This is a genomic window from Kitasatospora sp. RG8 (genome assembly GCF_017813315.1).
Lineage (GTDB): Bacteria > Actinomycetota > Actinomycetes > Streptomycetales > Streptomycetaceae > Kitasatospora.
The window spans coordinates 1-20,391 of the sequence record NZ_JAGIYX010000047.1 but is presented as its reverse complement, the minus strand read 5'-3'; the positions used below and the strand labels follow the sequence as shown (position 1 = coordinate 20,391).

Here is a 20,391-nt window from a genome sequence, read left to right as displayed (position 1 = left end):
GTGGTGCGCGTGGTCTGGTGCGCGTGTGTGGTGCGCGTGGTCTGGTGCGCCGGCGGTGCGGGTGGTGCGGTGACCGTGGGGCGGCGGCTACTGCCGGCCGGTGCTCCTGGTGAAGCGGCGGATCGCCATGAACGAGAAGCCGGCGAACCAGGCGACGAGGTTGAAGACGGCACCCGCCACGCTGGAGTGCTCCCCGCCGAACGAGTACCCGTCGGTGAGCGGGTAGCGGGCCAGGGTCGCCACCCCGTACATCGGGGTGAACCGCGAGATCTCCAGCATGGTCCCGCCGAGCGGGATGAACAGGTTGCCGAGGAAGGCGAGCGCGGTCATGGTCAGGCCCGGCATGTGCATCACCACGTCGGGCTTCAGGGCCAGCCCCATCCCGATGCCCAGCGCGGCGAACACCGCCGCACCGAACCAGGCGACCAGCAGCGACGTCACCCAGACGCCGGCGTCGGCGTGCGCGCCGGTGGCGACCCCCAGCACCCCGACGATGGCCACCGGCACGCCCGCCATCAGGACCGAGCAGGCCACCTTGACCAGCAGGTACCCGGGCGGCGTGAGCGGGCTCAGCGCGATCGTGCGCATCCAGCCCACCGACTTCTCCACCGAGATGGTGGCCGCCGAGCTGACGGCCGCCGTCGCGGCGCCGTACACGGCCAGGCCGATCATCATCCAGGCGGCGAAGTTGCCGTGCGGCAGCGTCGCGTTGTTCGGGCTCGTCCGGAAGAGGGCGAGGTAGAGGACGGCCGGCAGCAGCACCGTGAAGATCGTGGTCTGGCGGTTGAACCGCCGCCGCAGCTCGTAGCGGACGAAGGTCGGGTTCACGCCGGCGAACGGCGAGGAGCTCGGGCGGGTGCCCGGCGCCGAGAGGGCGGCCATCAGATCCCCTTCTGGACGGAGCGGCCGTTGTTGGTGATGGCCATGAAGGCCTCTTCGAGACTGCGCGGGGCGACCTCGATCTCGGTCGCCGACGTCTCGTTGACCAGCACCCGCAGCAGGGCGTCCGAGTCGGTGCAGCTGAAGAAGGACCGGTCACCGCGCGTGGTGGCGGACCGGACACCGGCGGACCTCGCCACCAGCTCCGCCTCGTACGGGCTGATCAGGGCGGACACCGTGCGTCCGCTGATCGCGGCCCGGATCGACGAGGCCGAACCGTCGGCCACCACCGACCCCTTGTTGATCATCACCACCCGGTCGGCGAACTGGTCCGCCTCCTCCATGTAGTGCGTGGCGAACATGACGGTCATCCCGCGCGCCGCGTCCTCGCGGACGGCGGCCCAGAAGTCCCGGCGGGCCGCGACGTCCATCCCGGCCGTCGGCTCGTCCAGCACCAGGAACTCGGGGTTCGACAGCAGGGCGACCGCGAACCGCAGCCGCTGCTGCTCACCGCCCGAACACGCCGACGCCCGGCGGTTGCGCAGCTCTCCGATGCCGGCCCGGGCCATGCAGCGCTCCGCGTCGGCGCCCGGGTGGAGCGAGGCCAGCATGTGCACCGTGGCCCCGACGGTGAGGTCGGGCAGCAGTCCGCCCGACTGCAGGACGGCCGCCACCTTCCCGGCCCGCACCGCCTGCTGCGGCGCCTGCCCGAAGAGCTGCACCTGCCCCGAGTCCGGGCGGGTCAGCCCCAGCAGCATGTCGATGGTGGTCGTCTTGCCGGCGCCGTTCGGCCCGAGGAAGGCCACCACCTCGCCGCGCCGGATCCGCAGATCCAGCCCGTTCACGGCGGTGAACTCCTCGCCCTTGGCGCTGGTGAAGCGCTTGACGACCGTGCTGAGCACGGCGGCATCGACGGCGGTATCAGGGGACGTCGCCCCCCTCGACGCCGGGCGGGTCTGGTATTCGATCATCTTGAGTGTCCTCACGATTCGGCGGAGGTCGCCTTGGTGAGCACCACTCTCCCGGCCCCTGCTATCCGCCCGAACCGGCGCCGCTACCACCCGCCTATCCACGCCCTATCCATCGCACCCGCCCCATCGGGTCCACCCCGTCGGACCCCTGTCGGCGGGTCGGCACGCGGGCCGGGGCGCCGCGCGGAGGTCTTCTCCCGGACCGGAAACGCGGACGGAGCGCCCACCCCTAGGGGGTGAGCGCTCCCTCCGGTCGGTCGGCCCGGTCCGGTCAGCCCAGCTGGGCCAGGCCCTCGGTGGCGATCTCCTCGAAGACGGCGAGGTCGTTCTCGAAGATCGAGTCCGGGACCGGCCAGTGGATGACCAGCTCGGTGATGCCCAGCTCCTGGTACTTGCCGGCCCAGTCCACGAACGCGCCCACCGACTGCAGAGGCTTCTCCGCCGTCGAGCCCTGGAGCAGCACCTTCTCCAGCGTCGCCACGTCCCGCCCGGTCGCCTCGCAGGCCGCCGTCAGCTTCTCGATCTGCTTCGCGATCACCTCGGGCGCCTGCTCCACCGGCACGTCCGCCGGCCCGCGCGGGTCCCCGTACGTCACCCAGCCCTGGCCGTACTCGGCCGCGAGCCTCAGCCCGCGCGGGCCGGTCGCCGCCACGTAGAACGGCACCCGCGGCGTCTGCACGCAGCCGGGGATGTTCCGCGCCTCGACCGCCGAGTAGTACGTGCCCTCGCGGGTCGTGGCGTCGGTGCGCAGCAGCTCGTCCAGCAGCGGCAGGAACTCCCCGAAGCGGTCCGCCCGCTCCTTCGGCGACCACGCCTCCTGGCCCATGGCCGTCGCGTCGAACCCCGTCCCGCCGGCCCCGATCCCCAGCGTCACCCGCCCGCCGGACACGTCGTCCAGCGTGATCAGCTCCTTCGCCAGGGTCACGGGGTGGCGGAAGTTCGGCGAGGTCACGAGGGTGCCCAGGCGGATCCGCTCGGTCGCCGTCGCGGCCGCCGTCAGGGTCGGCACCGAGCCGAACCACGGCTCGTCCCGGAACGACCGCCAGGACAGGTGGTCGTAGGTGTACGCGGCGTGGAAGCCGAGGTCCTCGGCCCGCCGCCAGATCTTCTGTCCTTCGGCCCACCGGTGGATGGGGAGGATCACCGTGCTCAGACGCATACCGCCGACCCTACGGTAGGCGTCAGAGGCCGGCGCCCTCCGGCTTGACGAGGCATGCCCGGGGGCCGCTCCCCCGGTTCCTGCCGGATCTGTTCACCTGGCGGGTCGAGTACGCGGTGTTCGCCGCCGACCGGCCCGACCCCCTGGAACGCATGGGGACCGAGCCTGGCGGATTCAACGCTGCAGCCAGCTCAGCAGGGTCGTCGCCGTGAACACCGCGCCCGACGCCAGACAGACCGCGCGCGGGGTCAGCCACCCGGGGCCTTCCCGGACGGGCCCCGGGGGCTGGGACTGCGGGACCGGAGCCAGCAGCGCGTCTGCGAAGGCCCGGGCGCTCGGAGGTCGCTCCCTCGGCTCGACGGACATCGCGGTCCGTAGCAGCAGGGCGACGTTCGGTGGAAGCTCCGCTCCGGCCGGGAGCGCCGGCAGCGTCGAGGCGGTCGGCTGGTCGGTCATCAGGGCCGTGGCGCGTCCGCCCGGGCCGAACGGCTTCTGCCCGGTCAGCAGTTCGTAGGCCACGACGGCCAACGCGTACACGTCGGCCCTCGCGTCGATCCCGCCGGTCTGGAAGGCCTGTTCCGGTGCCATGTACGCGGGCGTGCCCGTGGTCACCGTCAGCCCGGATGCGTCGGCCAGGTGCTTCGCGCTGCCCAGGTCCGCCACCAGCACCGCGGCGGGCGCAGGGCCGGTGGAGAGCAGAAGGTTGGACGGCTTGACGTCGCGGTGCACCACGCCCGCCTCGTGCAGGACCTGGACCGCGTAGCCCGCCTCCGCGGCCAGCCGCAGCGCCTCCTGCGGGTCGCACTGCCCGACCCGGTCCGCCAGGGTGCCGCCGCGTACGTGGTCCATGACGAAGTAGGGCCGGTCCTCCTGCACCCCGACGTCGTGCACCCGGACCACCCGCGGGCTGGCGATGCGGCGCAGCAGCCTCGCCTCCGCCAGGAACCGCTCGCGCACATCGGCGTTGGCGGCCCAGTTCTCGGCCAGCACCTTCACCGCGACCTCGGTGTCGAGCTCCGGATCGTAGGCCTTCCAGACCGTCGCGAAGGAGCCGGCGCCGAGCCGCTCCAGGAGGAGATAACGGCCGAGCTTGTGCATGTGGCAGCATTTTGCCGGAGTCGGGGGGAGTGCGGAACTCCCGTTCGGCGGGGTGGGATGCCAGGCGGGACGAAACGGGGGGATCCGGGTGTTCGAGGAAGGTGAGCTGGAACGGCTCGTGGCGGCTGCTCAGGCGGGGGACCCGGGGGCGAGGGAGTACCTGCTGGCCAAGCTGCGGCCGGTGGTGCTGCGTCGCTGCTCGCGCTTCCTGCCCCACCACGCCGATGCGGAGGAGGCCGCGCAGGACGCGCTGCTGTCCATCAGCACGCACCTGGGCGAGTACGGCGGCCACGGCTCCTTCCTGGGCTGGGTGACGGTGATCGCCTCGAACGCCGCCCGGTCCACCTACCGCTCGATGCGCCGGCGCGCCGAGGACAGCCACGCCGACCTCCCCGAGTCCGTCGACCCGCGCACCACCAGCGTCATCGCCGGGACCCGGCTCGACCTGATGGAGGCGCTGGCCGCGCTGGAGCAGCAGCACCCCACCCTGGTGGAGTCCTTCGTGCTGCGCGACCTGGGCGACCTGACCTACGTCCAGGTGGCCGAGGAACTGAACGCCCCGTTGGGCACGGTCAAGGACCGTATCCACCAGGCCCGCCGCTTCATGCGCGAGCGCCTGGTCACCGGTCTGTGAACGGCGGCCGCGCCGTCGTCCGGCCCCGGTCCGCCGTCGCCGCCCTGGTGGCAGCCGCCGCGCTCGGGCTGGCGACCGGCCGGTTCGTCCTGCCGGCGCCCCCCGGCGCCACCGCGCACCCGGCAGCGCGGTCGGGTGCCGCGGTCGGCGGGGCGTCCCAGGGCGCGTCCGCTCTCGCGACGCCCGGCGGGTCCGTCCCGACGCCCGCGACCTCGGCCTCCGGCTCCGGCTCCGCCTCGCCGACCGGTGCGACCGGGCCGGTGACGACCGCGAACCTGCTGGAACCCGCGGCGTTCAGCCAGGAGTTCGGCATCGGGCGGATCCACGTCACCGACCGGTACGGCGACGGGGCTTACGCCAACGCCGCCTGCACCGGCGAGAAGACCCTCGCTCAGACCCTCGGCGGGCGCGGAGCCCACTTCCGCGGGCTGATGACCAGCCCCCGAAGCGACCCGGACGACCCCACGGTGGCCGCCGAGCGCGACGGCCAGGTCGCCCGCGAGGTCGCCGCCGAGACCCCGAGCCCCTCCCGGGCGCAGAACTTCGCCGAGCGCCTGCTGCTGGAGGAGGAGCCCTGCCAGGAGGAACCGCCAGGGCACTGGGTCTACGGAAGGACCACGCCGCTGCAGCTCGCTCCCGACGTCACCGCGAGCTGGATGGGCTACTACCCGGGATCGCTCAACACCACCGGCAGAGCGCCCGAGGGCAAGGAGCCCTGCGGCGGCATCGCCGTGCTGCGCAGCGGCAACCACTACGGGGTGCTGGAGGTCCACGCCTGCCTGGGCACGGCCGCGATGGAACGCGTCGTCAGGACCGCTCTGTCACAACTGTGAAACAGCGGGTCAGGGCTCCAACTTTCCCTCCTCGGGCGGCATCTCCCCGGTTGTACGAGGACGCAGCAGGCGTCCCGACCAGCAGGGGGACCAGATGAACGAGAACCAGGCCGTCCAGCAGAAGTCCGTTCGCCGCAACCGGGTCGCCGCCGCGGCCTGCTTCGCCGCCGCACTGATCACGGCCAGCGTCGTCGGCACCCAGTCGGCCACCGCCGACGGGGCCGCGCACGACGCCGCGCACCGCACCGCGGTCGCCGCCGCCCACCCGGCTGCGGTCGCCGCGCCCGGACTCGGCTCCGCCGACCTCGTCCAGAGCGAGGACTTCCAGAAGGGCATGAACCCGGTCGGCGCGACCGTTGCACTGACCGGACGCCAGGCGCTGTCCGCGTGCTCCGGCGAGGAGACGATGCGCGACCTGACCAAGGACAAGGCCACCGCGTACGCGTCCGTGGACTGGACCTTCGACACCCCCGGCATGCTGATCGAGTCGGCCGCCAGCGCCCCCACCGGGACCGCGGCCGACACCTGGGAGAAGCAGCTCGTCGCGCTCGTCCAGGCCTGCCAGGACGAGCCCGCCGGTCACTGGCACTACGGTGCGGCCCACACCCTGACCGTCACCGGCGGCACCGCCCGCTGGTACCCGGCCTACAACGGCGACGGCGCCGCCACCGGCGGGGTCGCGGTCCTGCGCAGCGGCACCAGGGTCGCCATCGTCGAGCTCACCGGCCAGCCCACCGGCGCCCCGAACTACGTCGAAGGCATCGCCACCGCAGCACTGAAGCGCCTCTCCTCCTGAACACGGCAGCCCGGCCCCGCCCGCGCCGCCGGGCGGGGCCGGCCCCGAACCACCCGGCACGGCCCGTACGACAGCACGGTCGAGGCCGGGAACATCCCCGGCTGCGTGCAGACCGGCTCGGCGTACGACGGGTGAACGAGGCTTGACCGAGGTGGCCGGCGCCCACAACCGCCTTCCACGACGCCTGTCAGCCGCTGCCGCCGCGCCCCAGGGTGGTGCTCCACCGTTCGGCGGTGCCGGCCGCGTGTGCGAAGTGCGCGGCCGCCTCGGCGTCGCGGCCGAGCAGGCGGGCGAGTTCGCCGAGCGTGTACGCGACCGGGCGGATCGCCAGGGTGAAGCCCGAGGAGGGCGGCGGCGCGTCACGGTGGGGGAGCAGGGTGGAGTACAGCTCGTCGGCCCGTTCCTCCTCGCCGAGCGCCACCGTGGCCATCGCCCGGAAGGTCGCGAAGACCTTGAGGAGGTAGTCCGTGCGCAGCGGCCCGACCCGGGCGAGGACGGTGCGGGCCTCGTCCTGCTGCCCGGCGGCGCACAGGGCCGCCGCGAGCAGGTCCGCCATCGGCGGGCCGTACTCCTCGGTCAGCCGCCGGGCCTGCGGGACGAACTCGCCGAGCCTGCCCTGAGCGGTCCGAATCGTCGCCGTCGCGATCTGCAGGAAGCCGTCGGCGTGCGGAGAGCCCTGCCTGGCCATTGCGGCGGTGGCTTCGGCGTACAGCTCCTCGGCGTCCTCGGTGCGCCCTTCGATCAGCGCCCGCGTCGCCAGCGCGGTCTGACCGACCACGACGGGCCCGGGCATCCGGTAGGCCCGGGCCAGTTCCACGCACGTGTCGATGTGGCCGTAAGCACCGGCGACATCGCCTTCGGCGGCGGCGGCGGTCGACAGGCTGAACAGACCGAACCAGCGGAAGGCGGGGAGGTCGTGCTCGGTGGCGAGCCGGACGAGCTCCTCGCTCCGCAGCGCGAGCCCGCCTCCCTCGCGCTCGACATCGAGCTCGCGGACCAGCGCCGCGAGCGCCCTCGCGCGAAGGCCGGGATCCCCCAGGGCCGTTGCGATCTCCACGGCTTCCTCGGCCGCGGCCCGCACCCGCGGGTTCCGCTCGTCGGACAGCTCGGCGCAGTAGGCGAGCAGCAGTCCGCACCGGGCGGCGGGTGTCAGGTCCGGCAGGTCCAGCGACCGGCCGAGCAGGGCGACGACGGGCTCGTCGACCGTGCCGTACGGCCGGGTCTGCCACGGCGTGGGCTCGGACCACGCGGTGAGCGCGCGGACGACCAGCTCGCTCCGTCCGGTGCCGACCGCGCACTCGATCGCCCGCTGCCGGGTCGCGCGGGCGGCCATGACCGCCCCGGCCCGCACCCGGGCGCGCAGCAGCCTGCCCAGCAGGTCGACGCGTTCCGCCTCCCGGTCCTCCGACGGGCCGGCCGGCGTCCGGTCGAAGCAGTCCAGCGCCGCGGCGAGCAGATCGGCCGCCGCGTCGTGGGCGTAGCGGGCGGCCGCCAGGTCGGCCGCGCGCAGGCAGTAGTGAACTCCCTTGGCGGCCGCGGCCGATGCCGCCGACCGCGCGAAGTGGTGGGCCAGTGCGGACACGTCGCCCGAACCGAGTCGCTCCAGGCCGGCCGCGATCCGCCCGTGCATGCGCCTGGCTCGCAGGCCGCTCAGATCGGCGAGCAGCGTGTCGCGCACCAGCGCGTGCGTGAACCGGACGCGGCCCGGGGCGGGCTCGGTCAGCAGCCCGGCGACCAGACCGGCGTCCAGCGCGCCCAGGACTCCGTCCTCGTCGGTGTCCGCAGCGCCGACCAGCAGCTCGACCTCCGCCTCGCGCCCGACGACCGCGGCCAGCCGCAGCACCGCGACCACCGCCTCGGGGAGGCGCCCGAGCCTGCGCCGGACCACGTCCCGTACGCCCTCCGGCACCTCGGACAGGGCCACCAACGCACCTTCGCTGCCGAGCAGTCGGGCGCTCTCCCAGACATAGAAGGGGTTTCCGCCGGTGCGTTCGGCGAGCGCGGCGACCGTCCCGGCGTCCACCGGCCCGGTACCGGCCGCCTTGATCACCTCGGCGACGGCCGCCGCGGGCAGCCCCGGCAGCGGCACCCGCAGCGGCGAGCGCCCCGCGAGCACGGCGAGCTGGTCCGCGAGCGGGCCCCCGGTCTCGTCCGGACGGTAGGCGGCCACGACCAGGACCGGTGTCCCCGGGGGCAGGTCGGTCAGGCCGGTCAGCAGCGCGAGCGTCTCGGCGTCGGCCCAGTGCAGGTCGTCCAGCAGTACGGCCAACGGCCGCTCGCGGGCCACCGCCGCGAGCCACTGCGACACCGCGCGGTTCAGGCGGAACCGGCCGGCGGCCACGTCCTCGTCGGGGCCCCGGCCGGACGCGCGGTCGGAGAGCAGCGGAGCCAGGACCTCGGCGGACTCGGCCGGGGGCGGTGCGGCGGCGGCGATCGTCCGCAGCGCCGCCACCCAGGGCCACCCGGGCGGCGCGCCCTCGTCGTCGGTGGCCTGGCCTTCGGCGACCAGCCAGCCGTCACCACGGAGCCGCTCGCCGAGCCGCTCCAGCAGCTCCGACTTCCCCAGACCCGCCTCGCCGGTGACCAGCGCGACCCCGGGCCCCGCGGTGGCCGTCCGGCCGGCGGCCTCCACCAGCCGGGCGAGTTCGGCGTCGCGGCCGACGAACAGGCGCGTGCCGGTCGCGGGGCGGCGCGACGGAGCCGGGGCGTTCCGGCCTTCGGGCGAGGCCGGCGGCCGGTGCTGCGGAACCTCCGTCGCGGCCTGCAGCACCGCGGTGCGACCGCCCAGGATGGCCGCTTCGAGCTCGTTCAGCGCCGGCCCCGGATCCAGACCCACCTCGGCCGCCAGGACGGCGCGGGCCCGGCGCAGCGTCGCCAGCGCGTCGGCCTGCCGGCCCGCCGCCCACAGCGCCAGTGCGTGCAGGCGCCAGCCCTCCTCCCGCAACGGCTCGTCGAGCGTGAGCAGTTCGGCCTCGGGAACGGTCACGGCGGCATTCGCCGACCTCAGCCCGGCGACCACGTTCAACTCGCGTGCGACCAGCCGCAACTCGTCCAGACGGGCGACCTCGGCACGGGCCCAGGAGTCGTCGACGAACTCGGCGTACGCCGCGCCCTGCCACAGCGACAGCGCCTCGCCGAGCAGGCGCCGCGCGGCCTCCGGCTGCGACTGCGAGACTTCGCGCGCCTCGTGCAGCAACCGCTCGAACCGCCAGGCGTCGACGGCACCGTCGGGCAGGCGCAACGCGTACCCGGGTGGTGCGCTGACCAGCAGGGTGGCCGGAGTGCGCGGCGCCCTGCCGGGCTCCAACAGCCGTCGCAGGTTCGACACGTACGCCTGAAGTGACGTCACCGCCCGTGCGGGCGGGGCGCCTTGCCAGATCTCCTCGACCATCCGGTCGACCGAGACGACCGCGCCGCGCGCCACCGCCAGCCGGGCCAGCACCGCGCGCTGCCGCCGGCCGCCGAGCGGGACGGGCCCGCCGTTCCACTCGGCCGTGAAGGAGCCGAGCACGCGTAGGGAGACCATCACCAGGCACATCGTAGACGGCCCGCCCTCCGCCGGGCGTTCCTCCAAGTCGCTTCCAAACGCCCTCCAGGAGCCCCCGGCGAGGCTTCTCGCATGGACACCACGAACGCACCCGTACAGACCCGTCCGAACACCCGCGAGATGGTGGTCATCCACCGCGGAATGCGCCGCGAGTCGCGACTGCTCATCGAGCTGATCGCCGCCGTGGCTCCCGGAGACACCGCCCGCGCCCGTGTGCTGGCGGACCACTTCCGCGACTACCGGCTCGGACTGAGCAACCACCACCACGGCGAGGACGCGTTCCTGTGGCCTCCGCTGCTGGCCAGGGTCGACCTCGAAGCCGACCTCGTCCTGCGGATGGAGGCCCAGCACGAACGCGTCGCCGCCACCCTCGCGGCGGCCGAAGCGGCCCTGGCCGCTTGGGAGTCGGGGGCCACGGAGGCGGAACGCGACGCGCTCACGGCCGTCCTCGCCGAGCACCGCGCGGTCCTCGTCGAGCACCTCGACGAGGAGGAGACCTCACTGCTCCCGCTCGCGGCACAGCACTTGTGGCTGCACGAGTGGAACGCGATGGGCGAGCACTTCCTGGCCCACACGCCCAAACCCAAGCTGCTGTTCTTCCTCGGCATGGTCCTGGAGGAGGCCGACGCGGCCGAACGCGCGGCGATCCTCGGCGGCCTGCCGCTCCCCGCCCGACTGCTCTGGTACGCCGTCGGCCGCGCGCAGTACGCCCGCGCCACCCGCCGTGTCCGGGGCTGACCACCCCGACCGCCTCCGCCCGGACCGCCCCTACTCCCCGAACTCCCCGAACTCCCCGAAGACAGGAAAGCCATGAAGCGCTTCACCACCGTCCTCTCCGTCCTGAGCGGCCTGTTCCTCCTGTACATCGGCCTTCTCTACCTGCTGGATCCGCAGGCGTCCGCGGCCGGGTTCGGGCTGCCGAGCTGGCCCGAGCATGAGGGCACGGGCTTCCTCACCGTCAAGGGCGGGCGTGACATCTCGATCTGCCTGGGCGTCTTCGCGCTCCTGCTGACCGGCCACCGCAAGGCCCTCGGCTGGGTGCTGCTGGGGCTCGCCTTCGCGCCCCTCACGGACATGCTGACGGTTCTGGGCAACCACGGGTCGGCCGCCACCGCGTACGGCGTCCACGGCCTCGCCGCCGCGATGGTCGTTCTGAACGCCGTACTCCTCCTGCGCGAACGCCCCACCCCGCCCGTCGCCTGAGCAGGCCGTGCACGCAACCGCGGGCATGTCCGGGAAGGGCCACGACCGGCCGGGGGCCGCTCGGGCCGCGAGCACCGGCCGGCGCCCTTCCCCGGCCCGCCGGCAGATGAGGGTGCCGAGGAGTCCGCCCGGTGGCGGTCACGCCGTCCCCGCGGCGCGACCGCCGCTATCCTCCGGCACGGCCGCGCGGGCGGCCGGCCACGCGTTTCGCCAGCCGGGCCGTGAAGTCGCCGGCATCGACGATCGAACTCCATCGCCGGTAGCAGAACCGCATCACCGTGCTGCGGATCTTCTGCAGCTTGAACCACCGCGGGAGTTCGCGGAACGGGATGAACGTCAGAACGTCCGAGACGGGGTCCTCCGCCTGGCCCTTGGGGCCCAACTCCCGCAGCCGTCGGTAGATCCCCGGCGACAGTCTCCCGAAGACCCGCGTCATGTCTCCGGCGGCCGTGCAGCCGCGCTCGCGCGTGGTGAAGTCCGCCGACCGCAGTGCCCGCTCCACCCGCGACGCGACGACGTCGAAGTCCTCGCAGCTGAAGACCAGCCGGATGACGGCCGTCCCGGCGTAGGGGTCGCCACGATCGAACGCCGCATCGATCTCGGCCGGTGTCCGGATCTTGTCGAGCCTCCGCGCGGCGCTCTCGGGGGTGTCCTCCGGCAGGTCGGTCACGTCGTCGTCCTCCTTCGCGGTTCCCCGGTCTCCTCGCAGGACCCGGCGGCGCCGCGGTCGAGGAGGTCGCCACGCGTGCCTCCGGCCCTCCGGCCCTCCGGCCCTCCGGCCCTCCGGCCCTCCGGCCCTCCGGCCCTCCGGCCCTCCGGCCCTCCGGCCCTCCGGCCCTCCGGCCCTCCGCGCCCGGACCGGCCCGGGGTGCCCGGGCCGGTCCGGCGGCGCGCTCCTAGCCGGGCGGCTTCGTGCCGTCCGGCCAGACACAGGGGGAGACGAAGCCGATCTGCAGCGTCCGTTCGGCGTCGCCGATCTCCACGATGCTGGCGGAGAAGTCGTTCGACTTGTTGGTGAAGTAGAGCGACGTCCCGGAGCCGGTCGAGGTGAAGCCCAGTGCCTCGGCCTTGCTGCGGAAGGCGGCGACGTACTCGGCGTGCTTCGCCAGGGGGACGCCGGGCAGCGTCTTCTCGGTGACGGCGTTGACCCGGCCGTCCTCCTCGGAGACCGCGTCGTCCTTGAAGCAGTAGCCGTCGTTCTCCCGCCCGGCGACGGCGGTGACGGGCTGGGGGAACGCGGCCAGTACCTGGGCGATGTAGTCCTGCGTCCGCTGTTTCGCCTCGGCCCGGGTCATGGTCGGCTTGTCGGAGTCGTGGCCGCACGCCGCGACCGTGAACAGCAGTGCCAGGGCCGCGGCCACCCGCCGGGTGCTCGTCCGGTTCATCAGCCGGTCCACTTCCCGGCCGCGACCGCGCCGAACGCCGCGACCGGCGGTGTCCCGGGCTTCCAGTAGTGCGAGTGGTCGGTGTCCCCGGCCGGCAGGTGCTGGGCGCCGAACTCGTCCGCCACCGGGTCGGTGCCGAACAGCAGGCCGGTGCGCGCGGCGTTCTTGATCATGGTGTCCTCGCTGCCGCGGCAGACGTAGACGTGGGAGGGGTCGATGTTCAGGTCCTTGGCGTGGTCGACGCCGACCCCGGGGCTGCCGACGAGGATGACGTCGTCGACCGGGGGCCTGAGGTCCCGCATGGTGAAGCCGACGGTGACGCTGCCGTAGCTGTGGCCCATCAGGGTGTTGTGGGACGGTGCGCCCTCGTGGGTGGTGCGCAGGCCGGTCTGGAAACGGGCGAGGTCCTTCTCGGCGTTCTCGGCGTACGAGTTCGACGAGGCCTCGGGGACGAGGTTCTGCGGCGCGTCGTAGCCCACCCAGGCGATGGTCGCCGTCGTCTTGGTCCGGTCCGCTTCCGCGGCGGTCTTGGCCATCTCGTCCGCCTTGTCGATGTCGCCGGGAGCCTGGCCGAAGCGGGCGTGCGTACCCGGGACGAAGGTGAGCACGTTGTCCGCCGTGTCGGGGTTGTTGATCGCGATGATCGCCCGCCCCTTGCCCGTGGTGTCGAAGCCCAGCAGGAACGCCGGCCTGCCGTCACGGGCCTTCAGCTTGTCGCCGTTCAGCCGGCTCTCGATGGTGTTGATGCTGTCGAGCTTCTCCTGTGCGTCGTCGTGCAGCGTCTTCCACGCGCTGTACATGGGGTTGGTGATGATCCCGCCCGGGGTCACGACGGTCTTCGGCGGCTCCGGGCCCAGCTGGTTGAGCTGGGTCTGGAGGTCCTGCTTGGTCCGCGCCATGCGGATCTGGTTGGCCTCGTCCCGGGTGACGGCCGGGATGCCGTCGAGGTTGCCGATCTGGTCCGGGTGGTTGAGGACGAACCGGTGCTGCTGCTCGTCGGTGAGGCTGTTCCACCAGGCCTTGACGGCGTTGGGGTCGGTGCCGGCGGGGGGCGCCTGGTCGAGGGCGGCGATGGCGTCCTGGTCGGCCTTGGCGGTGCCGGCGTCCAGGCCGGTTCCGCTGGTCGCGTTGTGGGAGAGGTGGTTCAGCCGCTTGGCGATCTCCCCGTCGGAGTGGTCGGCCTCGTTCAGCGCGTCGGTGATCCGCTTGCTGATGTCCTTGGCGGCCGCCTCGGCGCCGTCGCCGGCGTAGTTCGCGGAGGTGGGCTCGTTGTCCCAGGTGATGCGGCCGTCGGCGGCGACGTTGAACTTCTTCGCCTTGGCGTCGTCGAGGGCCTTGATCAGGTGGGACTGGGCCGCCGCGAAGGCCTCGGCGGCGTCGGCGAGGGCGCGGCTGACGAAGGAGATCTCCTGGCGGGCGGCCTGGAGCTTGGTGCTGAGGTCCCGGATCTCCGCCTGCGCCTTGTCGGACGTGTCGCCCGTCCAGTGCGAGGCGGCCAGCCGGTCGGCGACCTCGCGCTGCCACGCCTCCACGTGCTGCCCGAAGGCGGTGGCCAGGGCGTCGTAGGCGTTCTTGGCGATGGTGATGTTGGTGATGTTGGCGTTGTACAGCGTCGCGATGTCCACGGCTACCGGTCCTTCCGGCCGGCGCCTGCGGTCTCGCTCGCCAGTACCGTCCCGAACGGGTCGGTGGCGGCGCCGGCCGGTGCCCCGCCGCCGGCGGCCGCGTTGCTCCCCCGCAGGTGCGCGTAGGCGCTCTGCTCGCCCTGGCGGTAGCCGGCGGCCGTCTGGACGAGCTTGCTGCCGCAGGCGGACATGTCGCCGCCGAGCTTGTCGAGCAGCGTCTTCCAGTTGGTGCTGCAGCTGTGCAGGGAGGCGGCGGTCTGCCAGCCCGCGAGGGTCGCCGACGCCTGGTCGCTCGGAGCGGTGATCTTCGTCGTCTCGCCCGGAATCTGCCCGCCGATGTGTTGTGCGCTCTGCCCGCAGCCGTCCAGTGCGGCCGGATCGACCGTGAATTGCGAGGCCAGATCAGGATTTGGCATGTGAGCTCCCCCGAGCGTTCTTTGTGGTCGGGGCCCCTGCCCCGCCACCGGTCACGGTATCCGACCGAGGCGCTAGTCTTTCCGCCGCACCTGACAATCTGATCATGCGTTAAACGGGGGTTCTTTCAGCATGTCTGCTTTCCGGGGAACGGTCACCGTCCAGCGGGTGCTCGGCGTCGGCCTGGTGGCCGTCGCGGCGCTGGGGCTCACCGCCTGCGGGCCGGACAACTCCTCCGACCAGGCGGGCGGCGGCGCGCCCGCCACCACGGCCCCGGCCACCAAGGCGCCGACCGCCGCGGCCACCGGTTCCGCGGCGCCGACCGGCGGCCAGACCGGCAAGACCGGCGGGGCGGCCAAGCCCTCGGCGGGGGCGAGCGACGGGCCCGAGGGGTTCTGCGACGCCACGCCCCTGCCGGCGGGTCAGAAGTGGGTCTACCCCGTGAAGGGGACGACGGCGACCACGCTGGTCTACAAGGACACCAAGACCGCGTGCGGCGTCAACGACGTCGTCTTCCAGCCGACCGGCGCCGACAAGAGCGCGCCGTTCGCGCCCTCCGCCAAGGGGCACCTGAACTCGGTCATGACGGCCTCGAAGGACGTCAACGTCGCCGACCTGGTGAAGCACATCGGAGAGTGCCTCGCCGACCCGACCGGCACCAAGGGCTCCTACCCCTGCTCGGGCGGCGACTACAAGATCGCGATCGACTCCTCCGGCAAGGTCGTCGAGGCCACCGAGCGCGCCCACTCCTGAACCGGGTCACCGGGTCTCCATAGCCGGACCGGGCGCGACGCGCACGGTGGCAGGCCGTCAAGCCTTTGACGGGCCCGGCTACAGGCTGCTCCTGCCGTGGCGGGGGCGCCGGCCAGCACACTGGGCCGGCCGTCCCCCGCACGGAAGGACTCCCACATGCCGCGTTCCGAACAAGCCCGCCTCCTGGGAAAGTTGGTAGCCGATCAGGCCGCCGCCGACCGGCTCGGGATGCCGGTCGGCGAGTACCGCGGACTGCGCGACGAGGCGCGGTCCGAGCCGGACGGTCCGTCCCGGCGCCGGCTGCTGGCCCGGGCCGCCGCGCTCGGCCTCGGCGCGGCGGCCTTCGGGCCGGCCGGCGTCCGGCCCGCCCGCGCGCAGAGCGCCGTATCCGAGAGGTTCACCGGCCCGGCGCCCCGGATCGCCGTCATCGGCGCCGGCATCTCCGGCCTCAACGCCGCCCTCACGCTCGCCGACAAGGGGGTCGCCGCCACCGTCTACGAGGCCAACCCGGACCGAATCGGCGGCCGGATGTACTCGGGTGGCGGAGCGGTCCGGCCCGGCCTCTGGTTGAACGGACAAGTGTCCGAGTACGGCGGTGAGTTGGTGGACACCGGGCACCACACGGTGCTCCGTCTCTGCCAGCGCTTCGGTCTCGGCACCACCGACGTGGCGGCCGCGTACGGGTCGCAGGCCGAGCAGCACTTCTGGTTCCACGGCGGGTACTACCCGAGGGCGCAGGCCGACGACGACTTCAAGAAGATCTGGCAGCTGATCAAGTCCGACGTCCAGGCGGGCGGCTCCGGCCCGACCTGGAACGACCACGGCGAGGCCGCCGTCCGGCTGGACCGGACGTCCGTCCGCGAGTGGATCGACTCCCGAGTGCCGGGTGGGTCCTCCAGCCACCTCGGGGCGCTACTCGACGTCGCGTACAACGTCGAGTACGGAGCGGACACCACCGACCAGTCCGCGTTCGCACTGCTGCAGATGCTCTCCTGGCAGGCCCAGCCGGGTAGCTTCAACATCTGGGGCGGCTCCGACGAGCGGTACCACATCACCGGCGGGAACGACCAACTCCCTTACGCCGTAGCCGGGGCGCTGCCCGCCGGCACCGTCCGGCCAGGTCACACGCTGACCGCCGTGACCCGCAACGCGGACGGCTCCCAGACCCTCGACTTCGACCTCGACGGCGGCGGCACCCGCACCGTCACCGCGGACCACACGATCCTGGCGCTGCCGCTGCCGATCCTCCAGCAGCGGGTCGACCTCTCCCGGGCCGGGCTCGACCCGATGATGACCGGGGTGCTGCGGAACATGCGGATGGGGGCCTGTACCAAGCTCAACATGCAGTTCTCCGGCAGACCCTGGCGCGGCACCGGCCCGTGGCCCGGCGTCTCGGCCGCCGAGTGCTTCGCCGACCTGCCGTTCCAGCAGGCCTGGGACGTCACCAAGGGGCAGCCGGGCAGCAGCGGCATCCTGGTGCAGTACGGCGGCGGCTCGCTCGCCCGCGGACTCACCCCGCCGGCCGCGTTCACGGACGCCTCGACCCCGTACACCCGGGACCTGGCCCGCGACTACCAGCGCCAGATCGACGTGCTCTGGCCCGGCACGTCCGCCGCCTGGAACGGGCGGGCCACGCTCTCCGCCTGGCACCTCAACCCGTACTCGTACGGCGCCTACTCGTACTGGCCGGTCGGCTACCTGACCGGCTGGGCGGGGTACGAGGGCACCGCCCAGGGGCGTCTGCACTTCGCCGGCGAGCACACCTCGTACGACTTCCAGGGCTACATGGAGGGCGGCGCCTCCGAGGGCGCCCGGGCGGCGGGGGAGGTGCTGGCGGCGATCGGCGCGTAGCGCGCCCGGCGCGGCGCAGCACCGGCGGTACGGCGCGGTACGGCGCATGCGGCTGCGGCCCGGTGCGGTGCGATGTGGTGGCGAGGGCGGGTCGGCAGCGGCGGCCGACCCGCCCATTGCGGTTCGATCACGGCGTGTCCGAATAGTCGACCATGGGTGGGAGTGCGGCGATTAACTTTGTTGGCAGGGGAGTGGACGGGCTCTCATAATTCCTGGTGAGACGCGTGACGGTCGGTCCGGGGAGCCACGGGGGGTGGCCCGCGAGGGGCCCGTGCGCGACATTCCACATGTCCCCCGGGGGAGTTCCTTGTCCGCGCCCGAAAACGTGCCGTCCGCCGCCGATCCGGCGAACGCGGCGTCGTCCGAAACCGCTTCCGCGCCCGATTCCGCGCCCGATTCCGCTGCCACGTCCGCGCCCGGTGGCGGGTCCGATTCCGCGCCTGTTCCCGCTCCCGTGGCCGCGCCCACGTCGGCGTCCGCGCCGGGGGCCGCGCCCGTCGAGGGCGTCGCGTCCCCGCGACGGCTGCCGCGCGCTGTCGGAGTCGTCCTGGCCACCGCCGGCCTGCTCGCCGTGACCGCGGCCAGCGCCGCCGTCACCGTGGCCGTCGGCAAGCCCGACCCCGGGCCGGCCGTCGTCGCCGCAGCGGCCGGTGCCTCGCCGAACGCGGGGCAGAACGGCCGCAGTGCGAGTCCGGGCACCGGCCCGGGCGCGTCGGCCTCCGCCACCGCCCAGGCCACGCCCACCGCCGCGCCGACCACCGAGGCACCGGCCACCGCCGCGCCCGCACCCAAGCCGAGCAGCACCGTCAAGGGCAGCGTCAGCGGCGGCAGGCACGACGGCGACCTGCGCTTTTTCCTGCTCCCGATCCCCGACGGCGGCGAGTCCTACGGCCCGGCCGACGGCATGACGATGACCGACGACGAGGTGGCCGCGAACTTCGGCAACCAGGACGGCATCATGCGCATCCTCGGCTCCTACGGGTACAAGGAGGCCGCCAACCGGACGTACCGCACGGCGGACGGCAAGGCCGAGGTCACGGTGACCCTGATGCGCTTCGCGTCGACCGGGGGAGCGGGCGACTTCGCCAGGAACTACACCATGAAGCTGGACCCGATCGACATCGACGGGGACCCGAACGCCCACGGCTACGTGCACAAGCCCAAGCAGCAGGCCTACACCGGCTCGATGACCGGCATCTCCAGCCAGGGCGACGTGCAGTACACGATCGACGTCGACGTGAAGGGTAATCCGGACAAGGCACTGCTGAGCGAACTGATGAAGCGCCAGCGCGAGTGGCTGTCCTCCGGCGGCTGAGTCCCGCCGCCGCCCGCGTCCGCCGTCACCCTTCCCCTTCTGGAGCCACTCCGTGACCACCGAACCCGTGGAGCCGTCGCCCGCCGACGCGCCCGCGCCGGTCGCCGCACCGCCTGCCGAGCCGCCTGCCGCTGCCGCACCACCGGCCGCCGCCGCGCAGCCCGCACCGGCGCCCGCCCTCCCGTACGCCTTCCCGCCCGCCGAGGCGCCCGCGCCCGTCCACCGCCCCCGCCGTCCGCGGCCGGTGCTGCTGCTGGTGTCCGGGCTGGTGCTCGGCGCCGTCGTCGGCGGCGCCGCCGGCTACGCGGTCCAGGCGAGCCGCCCGCCGACGCCGCTGCCGCCGATCCAGGTCGCGCTGCCGTCCTACCCGGCCGGGTCGGTGGACCCGGCGGCCGCCGCCGCGGCCGCGCCGAAGCCGCTCGCCATCGACGGCGACCTGCGGAAGCTGCTGATCTCCGCCCCCTCCGGCAGCACCGCGTGGGGCGACTACCCGGTCACCCCCAGCTGGATCTCGGTCGGCGAACTCGCCGAGCACAGCGGCCGGTCGGCGGAGGCCTTCAAGAACCTGAACGCCAGGGAGTTCCGGCGCGCCGCCGAGGTCGACTGGATGAAGGACGGGCTGAAGGTCCGGGTCTCGCTGATCCAGTTCTCGGCCGACCGCGCCGCCGAGGCCAAGTCCCGTGCGTCCGGTTACCGGCTGAAGCCGTTCGCCGACGACGCCAACGGCGGCTACCAGGTCGACAGCGAGGCCTCGTACTGGGCCGAGACCACCGAGCAGTACTACCTCGGCACCGCGCTCGCGCAGCGCGGCACGGTGGTGATGGAGATCAAGGTCTTCGGCACCCAGCCCGTGGACCCCGAGGTCCTGAAGGGCCTTGCCAAGCAGCAGTGGGAGCGGCTGGTATGAGCGACAGCAGCGTGACCGGGTCCACGACCCCCGAGCCGGCGCCCGCCCCCGGGGCGCCCCTGCCGCCGGCGTTCGCCGCGGCCCCGTCCGCCCCCGAGGCGCCGGCCCCTGCGAGCCCCGCCCCGTCCTCCCGCCGCCTGCTGCGCGCCACCGGCGCGACCGTCGCGGCGGCCCTGGTCGGTGTGGCCATCGGCATCGGCATCATCAAGACCCAGTACGACGACCCCGCGCCCGTCATCGTCGCCGGGCCGACGGCCGCCCCCGCCCCGACCGCCACGCCGACCCCGTTCGGCGCCAAGTCCAACGGCAACCACTTCGGCTCGCTGCGCGACCTGCTGCTCCCCGTTCCGGCCGGCTACGCGCTCGGCCCGGACGAGGGCGGCTACGGCAACGACGTCGAGCTGAGCGCCGACCAGCTCTCCGCGGAGCTGGACAACGACCTCCTGCAGATCCCCAAGGACAAGCAGGAGAAGCTGCGCCAGTACTGGGAGGGCCTGCACGTCAAGGCCACCGGCGTGCGCAGCTACAAGGCCAAGGCGGACGACCTGGTCATCGGCATGAAGCTGCGCCAGTTCAACCAGCAGGAGGTGCAGAAGCTGAACGAGTACACCGCCGTCTTCACGGGCGACACCGGCATCTTCCGCATCGGCCCCGCGATCCCGAACCACCCCGAGGCGCACTGCTACCTGATGCCCGCCCCGCCGGCCGCCCCGATCGACTACCTGGAGTGCTCGGCAGCCGAGGGCGACCTCCTGGTGGTCATGACCGCCGAGGGCGTGGCACCGCTGCCCAAGGACAGGATCGTCGCCCTCTTCACCCAGCAGCTCGACCGCCTCGCCACCCCGGGAGCGTCCGCATGACCGACCACGCCACCCCGCAGGACAGCGCGGTCGCCCCGCAGGACGGCGCGGCGACCCCCGCCGACGCGCCCGCGCCGCCGCCCGTCGCGCCCCCGGCCGCGTTCGCGCCGCCCTCGCCGGGGGCCGGCACCGGTGCGCCCGCCGCCGCACCCGAGCCGCTG

19 protein-coding genes are annotated in these 20,391 nt (G+C 73.6%); 10 read left to right on the top strand and 9 right to left on the bottom strand.

Annotation, left to right across the window (positions count from 1 at the left end):
* Window positions 1-87: 87 nt before the first annotated feature.
* The 4 genes from J5Y04_RS38625 to J5Y04_RS38610 all read right to left on the bottom strand — a co-directional run bounded on the left by J5Y04_RS38625 (window position 88) and on the right by J5Y04_RS38610 (window position 4,107).
* Window positions 88-882, bottom strand: coding sequence for an ABC transporter permease (locus J5Y04_RS38625; protein ID WP_209417218.1), 795 nt, complete (start codon window positions 880-882; stop codon window positions 88-90).
* Window positions 882-1,850, bottom strand: coding sequence for an ABC transporter ATP-binding protein (locus J5Y04_RS38620; protein ID WP_209417217.1), 969 nt, complete (start codon window positions 1,848-1,850; stop codon window positions 882-884). Before J5Y04_RS38620 ends, J5Y04_RS38625 begins: the two co-directional genes overlap by 1 nt.
* Before the next feature lie 271 nt (window positions 1,851-2,121).
* Window positions 2,122-3,009 (bottom strand): LLM class flavin-dependent oxidoreductase, encoded by an 888-nt coding sequence (locus tag J5Y04_RS38615; RefSeq protein WP_209417216.1) that lies wholly within the window; start codon window positions 3,007-3,009, stop codon window positions 2,122-2,124.
* A gap of 174 nt (window positions 3,010-3,183) precedes the next feature.
* A complete protein-coding gene (locus J5Y04_RS38610) occupies window positions 3,184-4,107 on the bottom strand; it encodes a serine/threonine-protein kinase (RefSeq protein ID WP_209417215.1) in 924 nt (307 codons plus the stop codon).
* A gap of 88 nt (window positions 4,108-4,195) precedes the next feature.
* On the opposite strand from J5Y04_RS38610, the gene J5Y04_RS38605 reads away from it, so the two are divergent.
* The 3 genes from J5Y04_RS38605 to J5Y04_RS38595 all read left to right on the top strand — a co-directional run bounded on the left by J5Y04_RS38605 (window position 4,196) and on the right by J5Y04_RS38595 (window position 6,370).
* Window positions 4,196-4,741 carry a sigma-70 family RNA polymerase sigma factor gene (locus J5Y04_RS38605; RefSeq protein ID WP_307853526.1) on the top strand — a complete coding sequence of 182 codons (546 nt, stop codon included), beginning with the start codon at window positions 4,196-4,198 and terminating at the stop codon, window positions 4,739-4,741.
* Complete coding sequence (locus J5Y04_RS38600; RefSeq protein WP_209417213.1) at window positions 4,738-5,574, top strand: hypothetical protein; 837 nt, start codon at window positions 4,738-4,740, stop codon at window positions 5,572-5,574. Before J5Y04_RS38605 ends, J5Y04_RS38600 begins: the two co-directional genes overlap by 4 nt.
* Window positions 5,575-5,668: 94 nt before the next feature.
* Window positions 5,669-6,370, top strand: a complete 702-nt coding sequence (locus J5Y04_RS38595; protein ID WP_209417212.1) for a hypothetical protein — start codon at window positions 5,669-5,671, stop codon at window positions 6,368-6,370.
* Between the two features lie 187 nt (window positions 6,371-6,557).
* Here J5Y04_RS38595 and J5Y04_RS38590 read toward each other — a convergent pair whose 3' ends face one another.
* Window positions 6,558-9,896 carry a BTAD domain-containing putative transcriptional regulator gene (locus J5Y04_RS38590; RefSeq protein WP_209417238.1) on the bottom strand — a complete coding sequence of 1,113 codons (3,339 nt, stop codon included), beginning with the start codon at window positions 9,894-9,896 and terminating at the stop codon, window positions 6,558-6,560.
* Window positions 9,897-9,989: 93 nt separating this feature from the next.
* Here J5Y04_RS38590 and J5Y04_RS38585 point away from each other — a divergent pair, with 93 nt between their 5' ends.
* Both J5Y04_RS38585 and J5Y04_RS38580 read left to right on the top strand, forming a co-directional pair.
* Window positions 9,990-10,655: a hemerythrin domain-containing protein gene (locus tag J5Y04_RS38585; protein ID WP_209417211.1), complete on the top strand. Its 666-nt coding sequence runs from the start codon at window positions 9,990-9,992 to the stop codon at window positions 10,653-10,655.
* 72 nt (window positions 10,656-10,727) lie between these two features.
* A complete protein-coding gene (locus tag J5Y04_RS38580) occupies window positions 10,728-11,120 on the top strand; it encodes a DUF4267 domain-containing protein (RefSeq protein ID WP_209417210.1) in 393 nt (130 codons plus the stop codon).
* Between the two features lie 166 nt (window positions 11,121-11,286).
* Here J5Y04_RS38580 and J5Y04_RS38575 read toward each other — a convergent pair whose 3' ends face one another.
* From J5Y04_RS38575 to J5Y04_RS38560, 4 genes are all read right to left on the bottom strand, one after another.
* On the bottom strand, window positions 11,287-11,790 hold the full coding sequence (locus J5Y04_RS38575) for a hypothetical protein (RefSeq protein ID WP_209417209.1): 504 nt from the start codon (window positions 11,788-11,790) through the stop codon (window positions 11,287-11,289).
* A gap of 226 nt (window positions 11,791-12,016) precedes the next feature.
* A complete protein-coding gene (locus tag J5Y04_RS38570) occupies window positions 12,017-12,505 on the bottom strand; it encodes a hypothetical protein (RefSeq protein WP_209417208.1) in 489 nt (162 codons plus the stop codon).
* The gene (locus tag J5Y04_RS43805) at window positions 12,505-14,130 is read right to left on the bottom strand and encodes an alpha/beta hydrolase (RefSeq protein ID WP_209417207.1); all 1,626 of its coding nucleotides are present in this window, start codon (window positions 14,128-14,130) and stop codon (window positions 12,505-12,507) included. The genes J5Y04_RS38570 and J5Y04_RS43805 overlap by 1 nt, the downstream gene beginning before the upstream one ends.
* 2 nt (window positions 14,131-14,132) lie before the next feature.
* Window positions 14,133-14,546, bottom strand: coding sequence for a hypothetical protein (locus J5Y04_RS38560; RefSeq protein WP_209417206.1), 414 nt, complete (start codon window positions 14,544-14,546; stop codon window positions 14,133-14,135).
* A gap of 130 nt (window positions 14,547-14,676) precedes the next feature.
* Here J5Y04_RS38560 and J5Y04_RS38555 point away from each other — a divergent pair, with 130 nt between their 5' ends.
* The 5 genes from J5Y04_RS38555 (at window position 14,677) to J5Y04_RS38535 (ending at window position 20,230) form a co-directional block, all read left to right on the top strand.
* Entirely contained in the window at window positions 14,677-15,297 is a 621-nt protein-coding gene (locus J5Y04_RS38555; RefSeq protein WP_209417205.1) for a hypothetical protein, read from the top strand.
* A 192-nt stretch (window positions 15,298-15,489) separates the two neighbouring features.
* Complete coding sequence (locus J5Y04_RS38550; protein ID WP_305852895.1) at window positions 15,490-17,148, top strand: NAD(P)/FAD-dependent oxidoreductase; 1,659 nt, start codon at window positions 15,490-15,492, stop codon at window positions 17,146-17,148.
* A 454-nt stretch (window positions 17,149-17,602) separates the two neighbouring features.
* Window positions 17,603-18,463, top strand: a complete 861-nt coding sequence (locus J5Y04_RS38545) for a hypothetical protein (RefSeq protein ID WP_209417203.1) — start codon at window positions 17,603-17,605, stop codon at window positions 18,461-18,463.
* A 52-nt stretch (window positions 18,464-18,515) separates the two neighbouring features.
* Entirely contained in the window at window positions 18,516-19,370 is an 855-nt protein-coding gene (locus J5Y04_RS38540; protein ID WP_209417202.1) for a hypothetical protein, read from the top strand.
* On the top strand, window positions 19,367-20,230 hold the full coding sequence (locus tag J5Y04_RS38535) for a hypothetical protein (protein WP_209417201.1): 864 nt from the start codon (window positions 19,367-19,369) through the stop codon (window positions 20,228-20,230). The genes J5Y04_RS38540 and J5Y04_RS38535 overlap by 4 nt, the downstream gene beginning before the upstream one ends.
* The last annotated feature ends 161 nt before the right edge of the window (window positions 20,231-20,391 follow it).